The 21,454-nt window shown below is 71.0% G+C and carries 22 protein-coding genes; 9 read left to right on the top strand and 13 right to left on the bottom strand.

All coding sequences use genetic code 11. From position 1 onward, the window contains the following. Positions 1-35 precede the first annotated feature (35 nt). The gene (locus AC07AG_RS28285; protein WP_478758857.1) at positions 36-440 is read right to left on the bottom strand and encodes a MarR family winged helix-turn-helix transcriptional regulator; all 405 of its coding nucleotides are present in this window, start codon (positions 438-440) and stop codon (positions 36-38) included. 89 nt (positions 441-529) lie between these two features. Between AC07AG_RS28285 and AC07AG_RS28280 the strand changes: the two genes are divergently transcribed. Both AC07AG_RS28280 and AC07AG_RS28275 read left to right on the top strand, forming a co-directional pair. Beyond that, complete coding sequence (locus AC07AG_RS28280) at positions 530-2,017, top strand: MFS transporter (protein WP_478758856.1); 1,488 nt, start codon at positions 530-532, stop codon at positions 2,015-2,017. A gap of 76 nt (positions 2,018-2,093) precedes the next feature. Continuing rightward, entirely contained in the window at positions 2,094-2,366 is a 273-nt protein-coding gene (locus AC07AG_RS28275) for a DUF6332 family protein (protein WP_478758855.1), read from the top strand. Here the strand turns inward: AC07AG_RS28275 and AC07AG_RS28270 are convergent. The 3 genes from AC07AG_RS28270 to AC07AG_RS28260 are packed head-to-tail and all read right to left on the bottom strand — an operon-like array spanning position 2,327 to position 6,473. Further along, on the bottom strand, positions 2,327-2,992 hold the full coding sequence (locus AC07AG_RS28270; RefSeq protein WP_478758853.1) for a response regulator transcription factor: 666 nt from the start codon (positions 2,990-2,992) through the stop codon (positions 2,327-2,329). The two genes, AC07AG_RS28275 and AC07AG_RS28270, sit on opposite strands and share 40 nt — an antisense overlap. After that, positions 2,989-4,245, bottom strand: a complete 1,257-nt coding sequence (locus AC07AG_RS28265; protein ID WP_478758852.1) for a sensor histidine kinase — start codon at positions 4,243-4,245, stop codon at positions 2,989-2,991. The genes AC07AG_RS28270 and AC07AG_RS28265 overlap by 4 nt, the downstream gene beginning before the upstream one ends. A gap of 53 nt (positions 4,246-4,298) precedes the next feature. Further along, entirely contained in the window at positions 4,299-6,473 is a 2,175-nt protein-coding gene (locus AC07AG_RS28260) for an MMPL family transporter (RefSeq protein ID WP_478758850.1), read from the bottom strand. A gap of 150 nt (positions 6,474-6,623) precedes the next feature. On the opposite strand from AC07AG_RS28260, the gene AC07AG_RS28255 reads away from it, so the two are divergent. Beyond that, complete coding sequence (locus AC07AG_RS28255) at positions 6,624-7,436, top strand: AfsR/SARP family transcriptional regulator (protein ID WP_478758848.1); 813 nt, start codon at positions 6,624-6,626, stop codon at positions 7,434-7,436. Between the two features lie 50 nt (positions 7,437-7,486). On the opposite strand, the gene AC07AG_RS28250 is transcribed toward AC07AG_RS28255, so the two are convergent. Continuing rightward, entirely contained in the window at positions 7,487-8,185 is a 699-nt protein-coding gene (locus tag AC07AG_RS28250; protein WP_478758846.1) for a TetR/AcrR family transcriptional regulator, read from the bottom strand. A gap of 174 nt (positions 8,186-8,359) precedes the next feature. Between AC07AG_RS28250 and AC07AG_RS28245 the strand changes: the two genes are divergently transcribed. After that, complete coding sequence (locus tag AC07AG_RS28245) at positions 8,360-8,845, top strand: nitroreductase family deazaflavin-dependent oxidoreductase (protein ID WP_478758844.1); 486 nt, start codon at positions 8,360-8,362, stop codon at positions 8,843-8,845. 51 nt (positions 8,846-8,896) lie between these two features. On the opposite strand, the gene AC07AG_RS28240 is transcribed toward AC07AG_RS28245, so the two are convergent. Further along, positions 8,897-10,099: a geranylgeranyl reductase family protein gene (locus AC07AG_RS28240; protein WP_478758842.1), complete on the bottom strand. Its 1,203-nt coding sequence runs from the start codon at positions 10,097-10,099 to the stop codon at positions 8,897-8,899. Between the two features lie 135 nt (positions 10,100-10,234). Here AC07AG_RS28240 and AC07AG_RS28235 point away from each other — a divergent pair, with 135 nt between their 5' ends. Continuing rightward, the gene (locus AC07AG_RS28235) at positions 10,235-11,590 is read left to right on the top strand and encodes a M20/M25/M40 family metallo-hydrolase (RefSeq protein ID WP_478758840.1); all 1,356 of its coding nucleotides are present in this window, start codon (positions 10,235-10,237) and stop codon (positions 11,588-11,590) included. A 133-nt stretch (positions 11,591-11,723) separates the two neighbouring features. On the opposite strand, the gene AC07AG_RS28230 is transcribed toward AC07AG_RS28235, so the two are convergent. Beyond that, positions 11,724-12,767 carry an NUDIX hydrolase gene (locus tag AC07AG_RS28230; RefSeq protein WP_478758838.1) on the bottom strand — a complete coding sequence of 348 codons (1,044 nt, stop codon included), beginning with the start codon at positions 12,765-12,767 and terminating at the stop codon, positions 11,724-11,726. A 302-nt stretch (positions 12,768-13,069) separates the two neighbouring features. Between AC07AG_RS28230 and AC07AG_RS28225 the strand changes: the two genes are divergently transcribed. Beyond that, a complete protein-coding gene (locus AC07AG_RS28225; protein WP_478758836.1) occupies positions 13,070-13,459 on the top strand; it encodes an STAS domain-containing protein in 390 nt (129 codons plus the stop codon). A gap of 161 nt (positions 13,460-13,620) precedes the next feature. Here the strand turns inward: AC07AG_RS28225 and AC07AG_RS28220 are convergent, their stop codons facing one another. Further along, entirely contained in the window at positions 13,621-14,706 is a 1,086-nt protein-coding gene (locus tag AC07AG_RS28220; protein ID WP_478758834.1) for a DUF5937 family protein, read from the bottom strand. 99 nt (positions 14,707-14,805) lie between these two features. On the opposite strand from AC07AG_RS28220, the gene AC07AG_RS28215 reads away from it, so the two are divergent. Then, positions 14,806-16,071 carry an MFS transporter gene (locus AC07AG_RS28215; protein WP_478758832.1) on the top strand — a complete coding sequence of 422 codons (1,266 nt, stop codon included), beginning with the start codon at positions 14,806-14,808 and terminating at the stop codon, positions 16,069-16,071. Positions 16,072-16,483: 412 nt separating this feature from the next. Here AC07AG_RS28215 and AC07AG_RS28210 read toward each other — a convergent pair whose 3' ends face one another. The 5 genes from AC07AG_RS28210 to AC07AG_RS28190 form a co-directional block, all read right to left on the bottom strand. After that, positions 16,484-16,966 (bottom strand): hypothetical protein, encoded by a 483-nt coding sequence (locus tag AC07AG_RS28210; RefSeq protein WP_478758830.1) that lies wholly within the window; start codon positions 16,964-16,966, stop codon positions 16,484-16,486. A gap of 265 nt (positions 16,967-17,231) precedes the next feature. Then, positions 17,232-17,561: a hypothetical protein gene (locus tag AC07AG_RS28205; protein WP_478758828.1), complete on the bottom strand. Its 330-nt coding sequence runs from the start codon at positions 17,559-17,561 to the stop codon at positions 17,232-17,234. A gap of 13 nt (positions 17,562-17,574) precedes the next feature. Next, entirely contained in the window at positions 17,575-17,829 is a 255-nt protein-coding gene (locus tag AC07AG_RS28200) for a hypothetical protein (RefSeq protein ID WP_249591515.1), read from the bottom strand. Positions 17,830-17,863: 34 nt separating this feature from the next. Beyond that, a complete protein-coding gene (locus AC07AG_RS28195) occupies positions 17,864-19,573 on the bottom strand; it encodes a S8 family peptidase (RefSeq protein WP_478758826.1) in 1,710 nt (569 codons plus the stop codon). A gap of 106 nt (positions 19,574-19,679) precedes the next feature. Beyond that, the gene (locus AC07AG_RS28190; RefSeq protein WP_478758824.1) at positions 19,680-19,958 is read right to left on the bottom strand and encodes a hypothetical protein; all 279 of its coding nucleotides are present in this window, start codon (positions 19,956-19,958) and stop codon (positions 19,680-19,682) included. A gap of 676 nt (positions 19,959-20,634) precedes the next feature. Here AC07AG_RS28190 and AC07AG_RS28185 point away from each other — a divergent pair. Together AC07AG_RS28185 and AC07AG_RS28180 are read left to right on the top strand one after the other, a co-directional pair. After that, entirely contained in the window at positions 20,635-21,045 is a 411-nt protein-coding gene (locus AC07AG_RS28185) for a hypothetical protein (protein ID WP_478758822.1), read from the top strand. A gap of 47 nt (positions 21,046-21,092) precedes the next feature. Continuing rightward, positions 21,093-21,434 (top strand): hypothetical protein, encoded by a 342-nt coding sequence (locus AC07AG_RS28180; RefSeq protein WP_478758820.1) that lies wholly within the window; start codon positions 21,093-21,095, stop codon positions 21,432-21,434. Positions 21,435-21,454: the final 20 nt, after the last annotated feature.

Here is a 21,454-nt window from a genome sequence, read left to right as displayed (position 1 = left end):
GGGCTACTTGCGCTCAGGGCTACTTGTGCTCAGGGCTACTTGGAGCCGCGTTCCGCCAGCATCCGGCCGAGGACCGCGCGCTGCAGCGGCCGTACCTCCGCGTGCAGTTCGCGCCCCTTGCCGGTGAGCACGACCCGCACCCCACGCCGGTCCTCGCTGCACATGGCGCGCTCCACGAGGCCGTCCTTCTCCAGTCGGCCGATGAGGCGGGACAGCGCGCTCTGGCTCAGGTGCACCCGGCCCGCGATGTCCTGCACGCGGTAGGCGCAGTCACCGTCCGCCGCGGCGCCTTCGGAGAGCACGTCGAGGACCTCGAAGTCGCTGGCCCCGAGGCCGTGCTCACGCAGGGCGTTGTCGAGTTCGCACAGGGTGCGTGCGTGCACCGCGAGGATGTCGCGCCATTGGTCCACGAGCCCTTGCTCGGCCTTCTTCGCCGCCATGACATCGCACGGTAGCAGAGAATGCCCCCTTTGTTGCATCGGAATTAAATGCACTTGCACTCAATGCATGTGCATGTACTGTGCTCCGCATGACTTCTCCGCTCACAGCTGTCTCCGCGTCCCCGGAGCGCTGGTCCCCGCGTCTGTGGGGCACGCTGCTCGTGCTCTGCGCCGCGATGTTCCTCGACGCACTCGACGTGTCGATGGTCGGCGTCGCCCTGCCCTCCATCGGCTCCGAACTGAACCTCTCCACCTCGACCCTGCAGTGGGTCGTCAGCGGCTACATCCTCGGCTACGGCGGCCTCCTGCTCCTCGGCGGCCGCGCCGCCGACCTGCTCGGCAGGCGCCGCGTCTTCCTGATCGCGCTCGCCGTCTTCGCCCTCGCCTCGCTGCTCGGCGGGTTCGTCGACTCCGGTCCGCTGCTGATCGCCAGCCGCTTCATCAAGGGCCTCAGCGCCGCGTTCACCGCGCCCGCAGGCCTGTCCATCATCACCACGACGTTCGCCGAGGGCCCGGTCCGCAACCGCGCGCTCACCATCTACACCACCTGCGCCGCCACCGGCTTCTCCATGGGCCTCGTCCTGTCCGGGCTGCTCACCGAGGCCAGCTGGCGCCTGACGATGCTGCTGCCCGCGCCCATCGCCGTCATCGCGCTGATCGCCGGACTCAAGCTGATCCCGCGCAGCGCCCGCGAGAAGAACGCCGGCGGATACGACGTGCCGGGCGCCGTCACCGGCACGGCGGCGATGCTGCTGCTCGTCTTCACCGTCGTCGAGGCACCGGAGGCCGGCTGGGCCTCGGCCCGCACCCTCCTGTCGTTCCTCGCCGCGGCCGTGCTGCTCACCGTCTTCGTGCGCATCGAACTGCGCACCGCGAGCCCGCTGATCCGCCTCGGCGTCCTGCGCTCGGGACCTCAACTCCGTGCGCAGATCGGCGCGATGACGTTCTTCGGCGGCTACGTCTCCTTCCAGTTCCTGGCCACGCAGTACTTCCAGACGCTGCTCGGCTGGTCCGCCCTGGAGACCGCGCTGGCCTTCCTGCCCGCGGGCGCCCTGGTCGCGCTGTCGTCCACGAAGGTCGGTTCGGTGATCGACCGGTTCGGCACACCGCGGGTCATCGTCGCGGGCTTCGTCCTGCTCGTCGCCTCGTACGCCCTGTTCCTGCGCGTCAGCCTCACCCCGTCGTACGCCTCCATGGTCCTTCCGTCCATGATCCTGCTCGGCTTCGCGTGCGCCCTGGTCTTCCCCTCGCTCAACATCCAGGCCACCAACGGCGTGCACGACGACGAACAGGGCATGGTGTCGGGCCTTTTGAACACCTCGATCCAGGTGGGCGGCGCGATCTTCCTCGCCGTCGTCACCGCCGTGATCACCGCGGCCTCGCACGGCGCGGACGCCTCGCCGCAGGCCGTGCTCGACAGCTACCGTCCCGGCCTGATCGTGGTCACGGCGATCGCGGTCGCCGGACTCCTGATCACCCTCACCGGGCTGCGGACGCGCCGTCCGCAGGAGACGATCCTGGTCGTGAAGTCCGTGCAGCACGAGGCGGACGAGGAGCGGGTGGCCGTCCGCGACTGACCGGACCGGACATCAACAGGCAGCCTCCGGTGGGCAGTTGCTTGCCCACCGGAGGCTCGCCCCTGACACTCGGGACATGGGGCGAAGGACGCAGGACCAGCGGGACGAGGCCACCGTGGAGATCGGCTTCGCGCTGTTCGTCGCGACGAGCCTCGCGGGCGCCGCCTTCTTCGCCGTGACGGCACCGACGCACTTCTTCGGTGTGTCTTCGCCCTCGGAGCACACGTTCAACCGGGTCGGTGCGATCGTCGCTGCCACGGTCTTCGTCGTGTCCGTGGTGACGGTCCTCGTGCGCCACCGGCGGGCGCGTCAGCCGAGCCAGCCGGGGCGCACCAAGCCCGACTCGTAGGCCAGGACGACCAGTTGGGCGCGGTCCCGGGCGCCGAGCTTCACCATGGTCCGGCTCACGTGGGTCTTCGCGGTGAGCGGGCTGACGACCAGCCGCCGTGCGATCTCCTCGTTCGACAGACCGATGCCGACCAGCGCCATCACCTCCCGCTCCCGCTCGGTGAGTTCGCCGAGCGGCTCGGGGCCCGTGGGCTCCTTGGAGCGGGCAGCGAACTCGGCGATCAGGCGCCGCGTCACGCCGGGCGAGAGCAGCGCGTCGCCGTCGACCACCGCGCGGACGGCGCGCAGCAGTTCCTCGGGCTCGGTGTCCTTGACCAGGAAGCCCGACGCCCCGGAGCGGATCGCCTCGAAGACGTACTCGTCCAGCTCGAAGGTGGTGAGCATGACGACCTTCACGTCGTTCAGATCCGGCTCGCCGGTGATCCTCCGGGTCGCGGCGAGACCGTCGAGCAGCGGCATGCGGATGTCCATCAGGACGACATCGGGGCGCAGTTCGCGCACCATGCGCACCGCCTCCTCGCCGTCCGCCGCCTCGCCCGCGACCTCGATGTCCCGCTGGGCGCCGAGCAGCGCCTTGAAACCGGCCCTGACCAGCGACTGGTCGTCGGCGAGCAGTACGCGGATCACTGGTCCTCCTGAGGTGCCGGGCGAGTGGGCAGTACGGCGGTGACCCGGAACCCACCGTCCGGGCGCGAGCCCGCCTCGATCGTGCCATTGAGGGCGGCGGCGCGCTCGCGCATCCCGGCAAGACCGTTGCCGCTGCCTCCCGCGTCCGCGCCGGTGGCGGGGCCGTCGTCGTCCACGCGCAGGGTGAGCGCCGCAGGCTCGTACCGCACGAGCACGCGCGCGTGCCGCGATCCGGAGTGCCGTACGACGTTGGTCAGGGCCTCCTGGACGATACGGAAGGCGGCGAGGTCGACGCCGGGCGCCAGCTTCTTGCCGGTCCCCTGTGTGTCGACCTCGACGGTGAGTCCCGTACTGGCGGCCTGCTGCACGAGCTCGGGCAGGCGGTCGAGCCCCGGGGCAGGGGCCCGGGGCGCCTCACCGGGCGCCCGCAGCGTGTCCAGGACCTGCCTGACCTCCCCGAGCGCCTCCTTGCTGGCGGCCTTGATGGTGGTCAGGGCCGTGCGGGCCTGCTCGGGATCGGAGTCGAGCAGCGCGAGGCCGACGCCCGCCTGGACGTTGATCACGGAGATGCTGTGCGCGAGGACGTCGTGCAGCTCGCGCGCCATCCGCAGGCGCTCCTCGTCGGCGCGCCGCTCGGCGGCCCGCGCGCGCTCGGCACGCTCCTTCATCCACTGCTCACGGCGTACGCGGGCCAGCTCGGACACGGCGATGATGGCGACGACCCAGACGGCGACGACGGTCTCCTCGCCCCAGGTCCGAGCGTTGTCGCCGTCCGGCGGCAGCCAGCGGTAGAGCCAGTGCGCGACAAGGAGATGCCCCGCCCACAGCATCCCGACGGCGCCCCACGCCGCGCGCCGGTGCCCGGAGACGACCGCGGCGAAGCAGCCGACGGCGACCGTGATCAGGACCGGGCCGTACGCATACCCGGCGCCCAGGTAGACCAGCGCGGACCCTGCCGTGAAGTACGCGACCGGGACGGGATGACGGTGGCGCAGCAGGAGCGATAGCGTGCCCGCGAGCAGGAGAAGCCGGGCCCAGATGTCCAGGTCCACCCGGTCGAGCTGGCCCTCCGATGCGTACTTCGAGCCGACCTGCACGAACACGGTGATCGCCAGCGTCGTCAGCCAGGGCAGCCTGCTGACGTCCCCCGCGTCGTCGCGTCGGTTCCACCAGGGCGGCCCCTGCCGCCACGCCGGCGGTCCGCCCCAGGGCAGGGGCGGACCGCCGCGCCTGTGTTCGCGCTGCTCATCCATGACGGCAACGCTAGACCGCGCGGTGGGCGGCGGGCGTCAGCCGAGCGTGGCGATCACGCGTACTCCCGCTGGAGTACCTCGGGGGTCTTGTCACCCTCCGGGACTTCGTGCGGGCCGAAGCGCCGGTGCAGCCGGCGCAGCGGACCGGGCGCCCACCAGTTGGCGCGGCCCGCGAGCCGCATGGCGACCGGCAGCAGGACGACGCGGATGAGGGTGGCGTCCACGAGGATCGTCAGTGCGGTGCCGACGCCCAGTTCCTTGAGGAAGACGACGCCCCCGGTCGCGTACGTGAGGAACGAGAGCGCGAGGATCCCGGCCGCGGCGGTGATCAGCGGGGCACTCCGCCGGATCCCGGTCGCCACCGCCCGCTCCGTGTCGCCGACCCGCTCGTACTCCTCCTTGATCCGCGCCAGCATGAACACCTCGTAGTCCATCGACAGGCCGTAGGCGACGCAGAACATCAGCACCGGGATGCTCGGCTCGATCGACCCGGTGGGCGTGAAGCCGAGGAGCCCCGACAGGTGGCCCTCCTGGAAGATCCACACCAGGCACCCGAACATCACCGACAGGCTGAGCAGGTTGAGCACGGTCGCCTTGGCGGGCAGGAGCAGGCTGCCGGTCATCAGGAAGAGGATGGCGAAGGTGGCGACGAGGATCAGGCCGACGGCGTACGGAAGGCGGTCCAGGAGGGTGGCGCGGAAGTCGGTGGTCTCGGCAGGGTAGCCGCCGACCAGGGCGGCCGCGGGGGCCGGGGTGTCGCGGACGGCGCCGACGAAGGCGGGTACGTCGCCGCGCATCGCCGCCTGGGTCGGGACGACGGCGATACGGGACCCGTCGCGTCCCGGGGCGATCGTCGAAGGCCCGGTGCGGTGGCCGTCCTGGTAGCTGCCGGTCGGGGCGTCCACCTGGAACACGCCCTGGATGCGGGAGAGTTCGGCGGCGTACCGCTGCGTGGCCCCGGCGCTCGCCGCCTCCCGGAGCACGACCTGGACGGCGTCGGTAGGTTCGGCGGGAAACTCCTCGTGGATGGTCTCGGAGGTGGTGCGGGACGAGGTGCCGGTGGGCAGGGTCCGCTCGTCCGGCAGCCCGAAGCGCAGGCCGAGCAGCGGTGAGGCGGCGAGCAGCAGGATGCCGACCACGGCCGCGCCCGCGGCGACCGGGCGGCGCATCGCGGCGAGCGCGACCCGCTGCCACAGTCCGCCGGACGTGTTCTGCGGACGCTCCACGCGGTGGCCCCAGCGGGCGAGCGCGGCGGGCAGCAGAAGCAGCGCTCCGGCCACCGCGGTCACGACGACGAGCACTCCCGCGTACGCGAAGGAGCTCAGGAAGAAGAACGGGAACACGAGCAGCGCGCAGAGCGAGACGGCCACGGTGACCCCGCTGAAGATCACGGTGCGTCCGGCCGCGGCGGTCGCGCGGACCACGGCGTGCGGCTGGGCGTACCCCGCGTGCCGTTCCTCGCGGTAGCGGTTGATGACGAAGAGGCTGTAGTCGATGCCGAGTCCGAGGCCGAGGACGAGTGCGAGATTCGCCGCGAACGTCGACACCTCGGTGACCTGCGCGATCGCCCGGAGTCCGGCGAGCGTGCCGACGACCGAGAGGAGCCCGACGCCGACGGTGAGCAGGGCCGCCACCGTCCGCCGGTAGACGAGGATCAGCAGGAGCACGACGGCGGGCAGGGCGAGCATCTCGGCGCGCAGGAAGTCGGTGCGGGCCTGCTCGCCGACCTGCCGGGAGATCTCCTCCTGGCCGCCGACGGAGACCGTCAACTGTGCTGCGGTTCGGGCGAGTTGAGGAGAAAGGGTGGCGAGCCGCTCGCGGGTGTCAGTGGCGTTGCCCTCCAGGCGGGCGAGGATCAGGGCGCGTTCGCCGTCGGAGGCGCGCAGGGCCGGGCTCCTGCCGGTCCAGTAGGCGCTGAAATCGGTGACGCCGGGGATGTCCCGCACCTCGGCGGCCAGTTGGCGCGCGGCGGCCGTCGTGTGCGGTGAGTCGACGTCGCCGTCGCGGGCCGTGACCAGGAGCGCGAGGTTGGGGTTCCCCGTGCCGTACTCCTCGCGCAGGATGTCGGCCGCGCGCACGGACTCGGTGCCGGGCGCGTCCCAGCGCGCGAGGTCGAGGTCGGCCTGGGCGCCGGCTCCGTAGACGCCGAGGCCGAGGAAGGCCAGTACCACGCCGATCAGTACGGCGCGGCTGCGCCGCACCACGAAACGGCCGAGCCGGGTCAGCATCGCTGTCTGCCTCTCTCCCGGGATCCCCGTACGGGATCCGGTGCCGCCACCGTCGCGGCCACCGCTGGAGGGGCCACTGGAAGAACCGCTGGAAGATCCACTGGAACGCGGTCGGGCGGGTGCGCGCGGGCGCCGGGTTACGCTCGGCGCATGGGTGGTGTGGGGATGTCCGCGGGGATGCGCTTCGAACTGCTGGGCCCGCTGCGGGCGTTACGCGGCGCCGAGGAGGTTCCGCTCGGGCCGCCGAAGCAGCGCGCCGTGCTCGCGGTCCTACTCCTCCAGGAGGGGCGGCCTCTGTCGTACGAGGGTCTGGTCGACGCCGTGTGGGGTGACGAACCCCCGGTTCATGTGCGCAATCTCGTGCAGAAGTACGTCTCCGGGGTGCGGCGCGCCTTCGCGTCCGCGGGCACGACGGGCGGCCCGGCCCTGACGTGGACCGGCAGCGGCTACCGGCTCTCCGGCGCCGTGGCCGACGATCTGCGCGAGCGGCGGCAGTTGGTCGACGCGGCGCTGGCCGCGCGTGAGTCGGGGCAGCTGCGCCACGCGGGCGAACTCGTCGACCGCGCCGAGGCGTTGTGGCGTGGCGAGTTCGCGGAGGGTCTCAACGCCCCGTATCTGGCGGCGGAACGGCTCCGGTGGCGCGAGAAGCGGCTCACCGTCCTGGAGGCCCGGATCGCCGGGGAGATCGAACTGGGCCGCTCCTTCGAGTACGTCCACGAACTGATCAGGCTCGTCGCCGCCCACCCTCTGCGCGAGCGCTCGGTCGAGCTCCTGATGAACGCCCTGTACCGCACCGGCCGTTCCTCGGACGCCCTGCTCGCCTTCGAGGAGGCACGGCACCGGATCGCGGACGCCATGGGCGCGGACCCGGGCCCCGCACTGCGTTCCCTGCACGAGCGGATGCTGCGCCAGGACCCGGAGCTCCTCACCACGCGGACGTCAGCTCCCGTACCGGCGGCCTGAGCGCGCTCGCCGCCCCTCAAGGGGGGCCGCCACTCAAGGGGGGCCGGAGGCTACTTCTGCTCCAACAGGCCCACACCGTCGGCAAGTTGAGTGACCGCGTAGGAGAAGAAGGCGGAACGGTCCTCGACGACGCGGTTGAACTGCCCGAACACCTCGAAGCCCACGAGCCCGAACAGCTGGGCCCACGCCGCGACCATCGCCGTGATCACCGCGGGCGGCAGATCGGGCGCCAGATCCGCGGCCATGCGCTCGGCCTCGGGCCGCAGCCCGCCCGGCAGCGGCCGCACGGCGACTCCGCGCCCCTGATGGGCGTCGCGCACGATGTCGATGAGCAGCAGCCCGACGCGGGCCGCGGCTTCGATCGTGGAGGCGGGCGCGCTGTAGCCGGGGACGGGCGAGCCGTAGATGAGGGCGTACTCATGGGGATGCGCGAGCGCCCAGGACCGCACGGCCTCGCACACGACCGTCCAGCGCCGCACGGGTCCGGCCGACGCGACCTCGGCGTGCGCGCCCTCGGCTGCGGCACCAAGGGAGTCGTAGGCGTCGATGATGAGGGCGGTCAGGAGCTCATCGCGGCTGGGGAAGTAGCGGTAGAGGGCGGACGAGACCATACCTAGCTCGCGGGCCACGGCGCGCAGCGAGAGCTTGGCGGCGCCGTCGGCCGCCAGCTGTCTGCGCGCCTCGTCCTTGATGGCGGCGGTGACTTCGACTCGGGCGCGGGCCCTGGCCCCGCTGGTGGCACTACTCATACGGGCAGTGTGCCACGGTTTCGGAGCAGTGCGCTAAAACGGGAGCGGCGCACTGATTCAAGAGCGCCGCACATTTTCGAGAGCACCGCTCTTGAAATGGGGCACCGATCTCGTGCACACTGCTCTTAAGCGAGAGCAGTGCTCTCGGAACTTCTCCCGACTCTGGCGGTCACCATGTCTCCCACCTCGTCCTCGGCGTCCTCCTCCGGCTCCCCCGCCCCCTATTACCTCAAGGGCAGCCCCCTGAACGTGCGGCTCAACAGCATGATCGGCTGGCTGGCGCGGCGCGGCGTCAGCCTGATGGGGTCGGCCGAGCTCTCCGTACGGGGCCGCAAGAGCGGACAGATGCAGCGCATCCCGGTCAACCCGTTCACGTACGAAGGCACCCAGTACCTGGTCTCGGCCCGTGGGCACTCGCAGTGGGTGCGCAACATCCGCGTGGCGGGCGGCGGCGAGCTGCGCGTGGGGCGCAAGGTCCGCGCGTTCACGGTCGAGGAGGTCGCGGACGCCGAGAAGCTGCCGCTCCTGCGCGGCTATCTGGAGAAGTGGGGCTGGGAGGTCAACCAGTACTTCAAGGGCGTCACCGCCAAGTCCACGGACGCGGAGATCGAGGCGGCCGCCGCCGACCACCCCGTCTTCCGCGTCACCGTCACCAAGTGAGCCCGAGCGGCCGCGAGCGCGCCGCGTCCGCCGGTCCTGCCCGGCCTCGGCCTACCGGTCGAGCGCGCTCAGTGCCCGTCCCGCCAGGGGATGGTTCCGCACCAGCTCGCCCAGCGTCGTCGAGCCGCGGGTGATCCTCGCGAACGCGTTCCACGCGGGCCGGAACCCGGTGATCGCCGCGTGCAGCGCGCCCGGACGGCGCTCGAAGAGGGTGAGCATGCGCCGCCCGACGCTCATCTCGACGCCGAGTCCCGCCTTGACGGCGAAGGCGTAGTTCAGGGCCTGGCGGCGGGCGTCGACCGCGTCGTGCGCCTCGCCGATCCGCACCGCCCACTCCCCCGCGAGGCGCCCCGAGCGCAGCGCGAAGGAGATGCCCTCGCGAGTCCACGGCTCAAGGAGCCCCGCCGCGTCACCGCACACCACGACCCGGCCGCGCGAGAGCGGCGAGTCGTCGCTGCGGCAGCGCGTCAGGTGGCCGGAGGAGATGCTCGGCTCGAAGCCCGCGAGGCCGAGGCGGGCGATGAAGTCCTCCAAGTACCTCTTGGTGGCGGAGCCTTCACCGCGCGCGGAGATGACCCCGACGGTGAGCGTGTCGCCCTTGGGGAACACCCAGCCGTAACTGCCCGGCATCGGGCCCCAGTCGATGAGCACCCGGCCCGCCCAGTCCTCGGCGACGCTCTGCGGCACCGGGATCTCGGCCTCCAGACCGAGATCCACCTGGTCGAGCTTCACGCCGACATGTGCTCCTATGCGGCTCGCGCTGCCGTCGGCCCCGACGACCGCGCGGGCGAGCACCGTCTCGCCGCCCTGCAGCACCACGGCGACCGTGCGCCGGTCCGGCACCGCGGAGCCGTGCTGCTCCACGCGCGCGACGGTGACGCCGGTGCGCACCTCGGCGCCCGCCTTCTGCGCGTGCTCGACCAGTTGCTGGTCGAACTCGGGGCGGTTGATGAGCCCGAAGAGCATCTGCTTCGAGCGGCGGGTGCGGGAGAACTTGCCGTCCAGGGAGAACGTCACCGCGTGCACCCGGTCCCTGAAGGGCAGTTCGAACCCGGGCGGGAGCGCGTCACGCGAGGGGCCGATGATGCCGCCGCCACACGTCTTGTACCGGGGCAGTTCGGCTTTCTCCAGGACGAGGACACTGCGTCCCGCGACGGCTGCCGCATAGGCCGCCGACGCCCCGGCGGGCCCTGCTCCCACCACGACGACGTCCCACACGTACTGAGCGTCGTCCGCTGAGTTCTCGCTGCTCACGTTGGTCTACCGCTCCCGATCCAGCTGTTGGCCGCGCTTTCCAAGGCATCCTACGGCGGGCACCTCCGGCACCCTCCTGTGGGAGGATCACAACACCCACATACATACAACGTCGCACCTACGAGGAGCGTGCCCATGTCGCCGGATCCGATCGCCGAGACCATCGCCTCACTCATGCCGAAGGCGAAGGCGGAGCTCACTGAACTGGTGGCCTTCAAGTCGGTGGCGGACTTCGACCAGTTCCCCAGGAGCGAGAGCGAGGCCGCCGCGAACTGGGTGGCGGACGCGCTGCGCACCGAGGGGTTCCAGGACGTGGCCCTGCTCGACACCCCGGACGGCACCCAGTCGGTGTACGGCCTGCTGCCCGGCCCCGAGGGCGCTCCCACGGTGCTGCTCTACGCGCACTACGACGTACAGCCGCCGCTCGACGAGGCGGCGTGGACCAGCCCGCCGTTCGAGCTGACGGAGCGCGACGGCCGCTGGTACGGACGCGGCAGCGCCGACTGCAAGGGCGGCATCCTGATGCACCTGCTCGCGCTGCGCGCCCTGAGGGCGAACGGCGGTGTCCCGGTGAGCGTCAAGGTGATCGCCGAGGGCTCCGAGGAGCAGGGCACGGGCGGTCTCGAGCGGTACGCCGAGGAGCACCCCGACCTCCTCACGGCCGACACGATCGTCATCGGCGACGCGGGCAACTTCCGTGTCGGCCTGCCGACGGTCACGACGACGCTCCGCGGCATGACCCTCCTGCGCGTCCGCATCGACACCCTTGAGGGCAATCTGCACTCGGGACAGTTCGGCGGCGCGGCTCCGGACGCGCTCGCCGCGCTGGTGCGCGTCCTCGACTCGCTGCGCGCCGAGGACGGCTCGACGACGGTCGACGGGCTCACGGGCGACGAGGTGTGGGACGGGCTTCAGTACGAAGAGGGCACGTTCCGCAAGGACGCCAAGGTCCTCGACGGCGTCGGTCTCATCGGCAAGGGCACGGTCGCCGACCGCATCTGGGCCCGCCCCGCCGTCACCGTGATCGGCATCGACTGCCCGCCCGTGGTCGGCGCGACGCCGTCCGTGCAGGCGGCCGCGCGTGCGCTGATCAGCCTGCGGGTGCCGCCGGGCGTGGACGCGGCCGAGGCCACCAAGCTGCTGCAGGCGCACCTGGAGGCGCACACGCCGTGGGGCGCGCAACTGACCACCGAGCAGATCGGGCAGGGCCAGGCGTTCCGTGCGGACACCACGAGCCCCGCGTACGCGGCGATGGCGGAGGCGATGGGCGAGGCCTACCCCGGCGAGGAGATGCAGTACGCCGGGCAGGGCGGCTCGATCCCGCTGTGCAACACCCTCGCCGCGCTCTACCCCCGTGCAGAGATCCTGCTGATCGGTCTGAGCGAGCCCGAGGCGCAGATCCACGCGGTCGACGAGAGCGTCTCCCCTCAGGAGTTGGAGCGGCTGTCAGTCGCGGAGGCGCTGTTCCTCCAGAAGTACGCGGCGAGCTGACCGGCAGAGGGATTCACCCCGGCCGGGGTGAATCCCTCGGGGTGAACCCCTCTGCCCACGGCCAAGAACCCCGCCCGCCACGCGGTCCCATGAGGATCACGTGGGCGGCGCGGGCGAGTTCAGGCGCCGACGGTCACTGGGGACCGACCGGGACTCCCGCCTCCAGGTACAGGGCGACCCCGCGCTCCCGCGCTCGCAGGGCCCAGCGCAGCCGTTCGTAACGCACGGAGGGCAGGAGCCGTGCGGCCTCTTCCTCGGTGACGAAGCGGCAGTCACGGAGTTCGGGGCCGGGCAGGAGCATCTGCCGGGCCTCGCCGCTGTCGAGGCTGCCGCCGTCGAAGAGGAACCGCATCCCTCCGTAGCCGGGCGGTGCGGGCGGCTCCCAGTCGACGACCAGGAGCCGGGGGGCGTCGGCCAGTTGGATGCCGGTCTCCTCCGCCACCTCGCGCATGCCCGCGCGCGCAGGCGCCTCGCCCGGTTCGACGACACCGCCGGGGAACTCCCAGCCGGCCTTGTACGTCGGGTCGACGAGCAGCACCCGGTCCTGCTCGTCGAAGAGCAGCACCCCGGCGGCGAGCGTCTCCGCGGTGGGCTCCGGGGTCTGCACGATGTCGCAGACGGACGCGGCCCCGGTGCGTACGGCGTCGGCGATGCGCTCGGCGGTCTCGTAGGGGGTGAGGGCCCCGGTGTCGATGCGGTGGGCGTCGGTGCCGAGCCAGCCCGCGAGTGCGGCGCGGTAGGGCTCGATGTGGTCGAACGACCACTGCCGCACGCGTATCTCGCCGTCCGGGAGGTCCGGGACGGGGCGGGCGGATATGCGTTGGCGCAGGATCGTTTCATCCGGGGCGAGGACGACGTGTCGTACGGCGATCCTGCGCGAGGCGAGGCCACCGAAGATCTCGTCACGGTAGTCCTGCCGCAGCAGGGTCATGGGCACCACGAGGACGCCGCCGACCTCGGCCAGCAGCGCCGCCGCCGTGTCCACGACGAGCCGCCGCCAGATCGGCAGATCCTGGAAGTCGCTCACCTCGGCGAGGCGCTTGGGCGGCAGCAGGTCGGGCAGTCCGCCGCCGATGACCTCGGGGTCGAAGAGTGTGCTGTTCGGGATCAGCTCGATCAGTTCCCGTGCGGCGCCGGTCTTGCCCGCACCGAACGCGCCGTTGATCCAGACGATCACGGTTCCCCCTCTTCTGTTGGCCCCCTGTGGCTTGCCCGCAACACCCTGCCACGGAAACCAGGCCCTGATGAGGTGGCCATCGCCCAGGCCAAAAGGCGCCACAACATGTCAAGCGATTCACACCCACTTCACCCCATCGGGTGGCAGTCACCGTGCATGAATCGTTCCCTCACCCCTGGGGAGGCCCTCCCCCGCTAGCGTGATCCGCCTGGCGCCCCAGCCCCTGGTGACCTCCTGAATCCGGCTCCTTCGATGCACACCGCTGCCGCGAGGACCCGGCGACGTCCAACCTGGGGGGACACGTGCAACTCGATGCACTGAACGAATTCGCCTTCGAGGACTCAGACCAACAGCCGCGCGTGTACGGCCACGACGGCGCGGTCGTCATCGAACTGCACGGTGAGATAGACCTGTTGGCTTACCAGCAGATGGGACCTCTCCTCGACCCCATCACCGGTGGAACCGCGACAACCGTGGTCATCGATCTGACCCGGACCACGTTCTTCGACTGCTCCGGCGTCGCCCTGCTGGTCCGCGCGCACCGCCGGACGACGGCAAGGGGCGCCCGCCTCTCGGTGGTCTGCACCCACCACCTGACGCTCCGCGTCCTGCGCCTCACGGGCCTCGCCACCGTCCTGCTACCGGTTCCTTCGCTGGAGAAGGCACTGGAGAGGGCGCTGGAGACGGACTGAGCCCGCCCGGCAGGGTGGCGCATTCTCCGCCGGTGCGGAGCGGGGGTGCTGCGGGGTCCGGGCAGCATCACCAGCCTGCCCTGTATACGCCGTTGTGGGGAGTAGGCGCGCACGGCGCATATATGCATTCTGTTCACACCCCGTGTGAATCGAGCGCTGCCTCAACGCAGTACGGCCTCCAGCAGGTCGCCGCCCAGTGCCGTCAGATCGGGCAGCTTGAGGGTGTAGCGGACGTAACGGCCGTCCCGCCGGTCCGTGAGCAGCCCCGCGCGGCGCAGAACGGCGAGGTGGCGGGAGACCTCCGGGGGCGAGAGCTCCCAGGCGTGGGCCAGCTCGCGGGTGGTGTGCGGGCCGCGGGCCAGGGTGCGCAGGAGCCGCAGCCGTACGGGATGCGACAGGGCCTCGAGGCGCAGCGTGACCGTCTCGAGCGACACCGGCTCCGATGGGCTCGGCTCGGCCACGGGGTACTGCACCACCGGCTGCCACCCGGGCGAGTGCACCGCCACCAGGTGCGGGCGGCCGAAGACACTGGGGATGAAGGTGACCCCGACGCCGTGCGCGGCGGTCGCCTTGTCCTGCAGCTTGTCCACGACGACGCAGACGCCGTCCGGTGTGAGGGTGACCGCGTCGGAGACCGATGCGAGTGCCGCCCCGATGCCCTGGCGCCTCAACAGGTCGTTCTTCAGGCGCAGGTCGGCGGCGAGCCGCACGACGACGCCTGCCCAGGCGTCGTCGAAGAAGGCCTCGGCGCACTGTTCGAGGGTGTGCCGCAATCGTGCCCGTACAGCGGCCGGGTCCGCGAGCAGCCGTTCCGCGAAGGCCTCTTGCAGCGGGCCGCGGGCCTGGGCCAGGTCCAGGGCCCGCTCGCGCGCGGTCGCGTCGGTCAGCGGCGACACGGTGGCGAACTGGGCCCGGGTTCTGCCGCACGTGGTGACGAGCGCGGCGGTCACATACGTCTCGTCGTCGATCCGGTCCACGTCGTCCAGCTCCTCGGCGAGGGTCGGCCGGGGGCGGGCGGGGACCAGGAAGTCGGCCTGTGAGGAACGCCAGAGGAACTCCGCCTCCCGCAGCCGCTCGGCCAGCTCCGGCCGCAGCCCGGCCCAGACATCCCCCGCCCAGCCGGCGAGCTGCGGATGGTGCCCGGGTTCGGCCAGCACGTGCAGCATCGCGGTCAGTTCGGCCAGCGGGGATGCGGCGAACCGCAGTCGCTCGGACGGCAGTCCCCTGATGTCGATCCTCAGCGTCATCCCCGCATCATCACTGACCGGACGGCCTGTGACGGCGTCGATTGACGGAGTCCGTCAACCGACGTGGCCGGACCGGCGGCCGAACGCACCGTTGTCGCCATGCCGACACCGACCACCACCAAGATGCCGACACCAGCCACCACCAAGATCCGCCCCCGCACCCTCGTCCGTGCCTCCGGAGGTCCGCGCTATGCCGTAGCCCTGGCCGTCGACGCACTCGGCACCGGCCTGCTGCGGCCCTTTCTGCTGCTCTACGGAGTGACGGTGCTGAGGCTGTCCGCGCCGGCCACCGGCATCGCCATGACGGTCGGCGTCGTCACGGGACTTGTGTGCATGCCCGCGGTGGGCCGATGGCTGGACCGAGGCGCGCGCAGCACGGTCGTGGCGGCGTCGATGCTGGTGCGGGTGGCGGGCGTGGCGCTGCTGCTCGCCACCCCGGCGGGACACGTCTGGCTGTTCGCGACGGCGGCGCTCCTCCTCGGCGTCGGCAACCAGGCGTGGCCGGCCGCCCACGCGGCTCTCGTCGCCACGGTGGCCCACGGCCGGGAACGCGACACCGCCCTCGCGGCAGGCCGCGCCCTGCGCAACGCCGGCATGGGCGTCGGCGCGCTCATCGCCACCGCCTGCCTGGCGGGCGGCACCACCGCGTTGCAGGCTCTCGCCGCCGTCACCGGGCTCGCGTACCTCACGGCGGCGGTCTTGGCGTGGTCGGTCCAGCTGCACGCGCATCCGGCCGCCACGCAGGCCGAGGCCATGGGCGGGGAGACCGGGCCCGCACCCCGGATGCGCACGCTTCTGGCCGCCAACGTGATCTACGTCTTCTGCCTCAACGTCCCCGAAATCGCGCTCCCTCTCATCCTGGTGACGCAGTTGCACGCGTCCCCGATGTGGTCGGCAGCCATCTTCGTCGCGAACACGGTGCTGGTGGTGACCCTGCAGGTGCCGGTCACCGTCCTGATGTCCCGCTTCTCCCGGCGGACCGTGCTGGCTCTCGCCGGCGTGGTGCTCACCGCGTCCTACCTCGGCTTCCTCGCGGCCGCCTCACTGGGACACGGCTGGGGCGCCCCCGCCGTCGCCGCGGTGTCCGTCGTCTGCACCATCGGCGAGATCATCTACGCCGGAAGCGCCACCGCGCTCGTCGCCGCCCTCGCGCCTGCCCAAGTCCTCGGACGCACCCTCGCCCGCTTCCAGATCTCCACGGGCTTCGGCCTCGCCGTCTCCCCCATGGCCATCACCGCGCTCGCACCCCACGGCCCGGCCGCGCTCTGGGGCAGCCTCGCCGCTGCGACGCTCGTCTCCGCGGGCGCCGTCGCCACCGACAAGGACCAGGTCGCCCCGGCCACCCGGGTCGCCCCACTCTCCTGACACGCCCTCACCTGCGCTCCGTCACACTCCTGACAGCGCGTGCACGGTTGGGCCACCTGGTTCTGGTGTACGCGTGGAAGTGGTCGCCTGCGTGGTCCTGCCCAAGGGTGCAGTGAAGGACATCACCGGGCCTCTCGTCCCAGCACAGGCCGGGAATGTCACGCGCGTACTTCGGGGCTTTCATGCGGAGCGCTCCGTCTGCTGGAGGTGGTCGGTGTGCACCGTCCGACGATCTCAATCCCGCTGTTCGGTGCGGGACATGACGGCCCGTGACACGGAGTGCATCATGCGGACGGCCGCGCGCTCGAAGCATGCGCGGGCTGAACCGCGACGGCAGGCAATTCGGCAGCACTGTGCCCCGTACCGGAATTCCGGTACGGGGCACAGGTGGGGCGGGACGGAATTGCCTGGTCTAATACTTGCTGGTGCGCCAGCCACTCCAGGTGCCGTTCGCATTGCGCTCGTTGTACCAACGCGACTTGTTCTTGGCGAGGCAGGTGACGGCGAAGTTCCACTTGTTCGCCCAGGCCACGTCGATGGAGTGGCTCCCCGGGTAGTAACAGAAGCCGTTCTTCTTGGGGAGTTCCGTCCAGGCGCTCATGCCGCCACTGGGCGAGCTCCACTTGCTGTACACCCGGTGATTGGTGCCGATCACGAAGACCTGGTTGTGCCCGTTCGGCAGCTTGTACCAGACGCTGCTCTTGCAGAGGAACCTTCCGCCCCAAGGCGCGGGGAATACGCAGTCCCCGTTCGATCCGACCTCGACGAGTTCACCGGTCTGCGGCGGCGGCACTTCTTCCGCCTGAACCGGCCCACTGGAGGCGACCGCCGCGCCGCCGGCGAGGGCCAGCGCGGAGACTGAGCTTGCGATGATGTGTCGCGTTTTCCGGGCCATGAGTGACCTTCCCCCTGGAGCAGTCTCTTTGTGGACTGCTTCACCGGAAAAGGTAGGGCCGCCGTGAATTCGGTTCGTCAACCCAGTGATGGGCCGTGCGGTAAACCTTGGCGGTAGGGGGCGGTAGGGCCGCAAACCGGCGCAGTACGTGAGCAGTACGCACGGTGTTACGGACGCGAGGGCCGTCGCGTGATCCGCGACGGCCCCGCTCGTCATCCTCCGGTACCACCCGCACGACCCCTCGACGCGGACCGGCGATGACCGCTCAGCCCGGAGCCGGCCCCGCGCTCCCGGCGTCCATGGCCAGTCCCTCCGAGGTTCCTCGCGCCGGGGATCCCCCGGTCTCCTGCGGTTCCTCACCGGGGCGGGCCACCTCTCCGGCGTCGGCGAGCCGGACGAGTTCGGCGAGCCAGCCCGGGGACTCGCCGCCGTCCATCACCGACCCTGCCGGGGTCTGCTCGGCCCCCGCCGCGGCGGCGGGCCCGGCGTCCACGGCGCCCGCGGCGGCGGTCTCCCGCCCCACGGAGAGCTGCCGCTCCGACGCGGCCGCCGGGGCCGCGCCCGCGTCCTCCGAGATCGTGACGTGCACCTTCATGGCTTCCCCTCGCCTAGTTGAGCACCGCGTACCGGCCTTCGAAGTTCATCTGGGTGCTGCCGATGTTCTTCACCGTCAGCCAGTACGTGACCGTCGTGGCCGTGGCCCGTTCGACCTCGGTCTCCCACTCGATCTGCGGGCTGCCCGTCTGCGGGGTCGTCGGCATGAAGTACCAGATGACGTGCCAGCCCTGCGGCCAGTTGAAGGTGAACCAGCGCCCGGTCTGGCCTGGGTTGAGTGTTCCGGTGAACTGTGTGCCTACGCGCATCGTCGTTTTCCTCTCACCATCCGAGAACAGCGAATCACCATCCGAGAACCGCGAACCGCGCCTCGAAGTCGACCGAGTCGGCCACGAGGTTCGTCACGTCGATCCAGTACGTCGCGTACGTGTCGTTGGCCCGCTCGACCCGGACCTTCCAGCCGATCTGCGGGGCGCCCGTGCGCGGACTGGTCGGAACGACCGTCCACACCACGTGCCAGTGGGCGGGCCAGTTGAAGGTGAACCAGCGGCCGGTGCGGTTCCCCGCGAGGGTGCCGCGGAACTGGACGCCGACCCAGCTGCTCGTCTGGAGGGCCGCCGGGATGAGCTGGCGCAGGTCGGGCCGCCTGCCGATGCGCTGGGTCGCCGGGCGGCCGGGCGCGTCCTGCTGCGGTGAGCCGGTGGCGCGCAGCAGCTGCCGGGCCCGCGAGGGCGACAGCGGGATTCGGCCGCCGGCGCGCAGGACGCCCTGGGTGCTCGCCAGCGCACCGACGACGATCGGCGAGGCGCTGGACGTGCCGCTGAACTGGTCCGTGTACCAGAAGTCCGGATTGGTGCCCGCCTGGAGGTCGCCGTATCCGGTGGTGGTCACCTCGCGTCCCCAGCCCTGCGCGTCCACGCAGGCGCCGTAGTTGGAGAAGTCGAGGCGGGACCGGTCAGGGCCGTGTTGGCGGCCGTGGGTGCCGGGCGGCGGCGCCCCGGCACCGACGATCACGGCGCCTGCGTCCAGCGCGGTGCGCCGGAAGGGGTTGCGCCACCAGGAGGGGAAGCCCGCCCTCGGCGTGTCGTAGTCGGAGTGGTCCAGGTTCTCCGCACCGTTGCCCGCGGCCTCGACGACGGTGATGCCCTTGTTGACGGCGTAGCGGATGGCGAGATAGTCGTCCGGCCACCACTCGACGGCTATGTACCCGACCTGACCGACGCCGGTCGCGTGCGGACCCGCGCGGTGGATCTCCAGCAGGATGATGTCGCCGGGGCCCAGGCGGTCGGCGGCGTTCCGGATCGCCGTGGCCGTGGGGATCGAGAAGGCGGAGGCACTGGTGACCGCGTCCGGCGCGATCCCGGTGATACCGAACGCGTTGACGTCGCCGCCGATCTCGCCGAGCACGGCGGTGCCGTGGTTGGTGTCCGTGCTCCCGGTGCCGGAGACGATGCCGCCCTGGTTCAGCCGCAGGTCCTCATGGGTGAAACGCCAGCCCCACTCGCAGTCGATCACCCGCACGCCGGCGCCGCGCCCGCCCGGCTGCGTCCACGCGTAGCGGGCGTCGACGCCACCCGGAGCCGCGTCGAGATAGCCCTGCCGGACGGTGAAGTCCGGCGTCACGGGCGGCGCGTCGGCGCCCGACGGCTGCATGAGGTTGAGCGGTGAGAGCTCGGCCTCCTCGCTCTCCTTCTTCTTCGGTACGACGTCGGGGACGGCGAGGGCGGCAGCGGGCTTGACGTAGGCGCCCTCCACGGCGTCCGACGCGCGGAGCCGCTCGGCCAGCTCGTCCAACTGGTCGGCCGGCGCGTCGACATGGAAGAAGAGCCCCATCCTGTCGAGGATCTCCATCGTGGCGTCGTCGGCCCCGGCGCCCACCGCGGCAGTCTCCGCCTGGGCCCGCAGCCTCTCCTGGTCGGCGCCGAAGAGCGGCCTGATGGTGACGTCCTCCTGGGCCGCCACGGCGTCGAGAGCGCTCACCGAGATGTCCGACGCGGCGGTCGCGCCGGTCGGGGTGATACGTACCCCGGCGTCGGCGCGCGTGACGCACACCAGCTCAGGGCGTCCGAAGGGTGGTCCGAATCCTGGAGCCGGGCGGTTGTCCCCCCGGCTGTTCCCCGCACCTGATCGCTGTGGCACAGCTGACTCCTTCACCACGTTACGGAAGGTCCGCCGGTGGTTTCACATAGGCGGCCTCGACTGCCGGGTGGCCGCGCAGAGCCGCGGCGACCGCCTCGGCATCCACGCCGGCGGGGACGGCGACCCGTTGCCATCCGATGAGGGCGGGGTCGCCGACGCCGGGGTGCAACGGCTCCGCCGTGACGCCGAAGCGCCGCTCCAGAAGGCGCCGGACGTCAAGGGCGTCCGTGGTCTCGGCCGTCTCGGGGCGCGCCGGTGCACGGAGTTGGACGATGACTTCGGCTTCGGCTTCGGCCACAGGTCCGCCCCCTCCCCGGTCACCTCCGGTGCCGCGTCCGAGCGGGTCGCTCGCGGTCACCGGGCCCGGCCGACCCTAATGAGGGGCCGTCACCGGACCGTATGCCGCGGCGTCACGGTGCACGGAGCACACCTGTGTGGCGTACGAACGCGCCCTCCGAGCAGCTGATTTGGGCATGCGCGACCTGAAGCCTGTTCCTTCATTCGTTCGAGTGAGGGGAACCGTGGACTTGCCCCCGTAACGCAAGGATCTCCGGCATCGTTCTTGGTGTGCCGGAACAATAGAGATCAGCCGTGCCCAATCTCGATCAGGAGGCCGATCACTCCCAGCACTGCTGTTTGATCGGGCGTGCAGGCAAGGAGAGTTGGACCCAATGGCCGGATGGAACTTAGCTCCAATAGTCGCCAGTTCGTTCGCTCTGGCCGTGTCCGCATGGATGATCATTGTCGGACGAAAGCTTGTGACGGCCGCGCGCGACAGCGCAAGGTTCGCCGAACAGGCCGCGAAATCAGCGGAAGTCACATCAAACCTGCTGACCGCCACACAGAAGACGGGTGGCGTCAGGCAACCCGAGCGGGCTACCACGCGAGAGTGAAACCTGCGAGCCCCCCGCCGCCTTGGCGCCTCTTTGTCGTTGTCAGCATCGGAATGTTCGCGCTGACAGAGGAAGCCAAGCATGGAGCCGGTTTCTATCGGCGTTTCGGTGGCCTTGGGCTGTGCGCAGCTGTTGCTGGGGCGAAAGATGCTCAAGGTGGCGAAGAGGAGCACCGAGGCTGCCGAGCGGTCTGCCGCCATCGCGAGGAGCTCGCTCCAGAGGGCCGCGGAGTTCAGCATTGAGCAGGACCACTCCGGGAATCTTCTTCGGTACCTGGGTGACAAGACGATTCGATTCGAGTTGCTCTCCCGAGACCTCCCCGGGGCCATCTCTCTGACGCCGTCCCGCAGCGAGCTCGACCCCGGCGAAGCCGTCCGGTTCTCGGTGGTACACACCTCAAGCACGGATCACCCTCCGCAGCTCTGGGTCAAGGTATGGCGTGACACACGTCAGTTCGAGATCGCGGTCCCCTGGCGAACCCAGTCACCTTGAGCGGACTGCCCAGGGCCCCTCACCACCACGGATTCCGGAGCCCTGTCATGCCTCAGCCCTCCTCGGGACCGACCGCAGCGAACGCCTTCCTGGCCGTTTGCGGACACACGCACCTCTTCCCGGGTGCCCGCTGCCGCGTCCTGGGGCTCCCCGATCCCCGCGCCTTTGCAGCAGACCCGTGGCCGGTCGAACTGGAACTGCGGCTCTCCGATGATGTGGTCACCGAGGCGGAGTTGCACATCGCGGACCCGACGGGCCCCGTACTCACCGTCCTGGCCTACACCACCGGTGCCGGCACCGTCATCGACGAACGCACCTGGCTGATCCGGGACATCGCCCGAACGGAAGACGACGTCGAGCTGACGGTCGGTGGCCGTGTCTCGCTCTGAGACCACCGCCGTCGACCTGG

The organism is Streptomyces sp. NPDC044044 (genome assembly GCF_056434405.1).
This window is presented reverse-complemented; position numbering and strand designations above follow the sequence as displayed.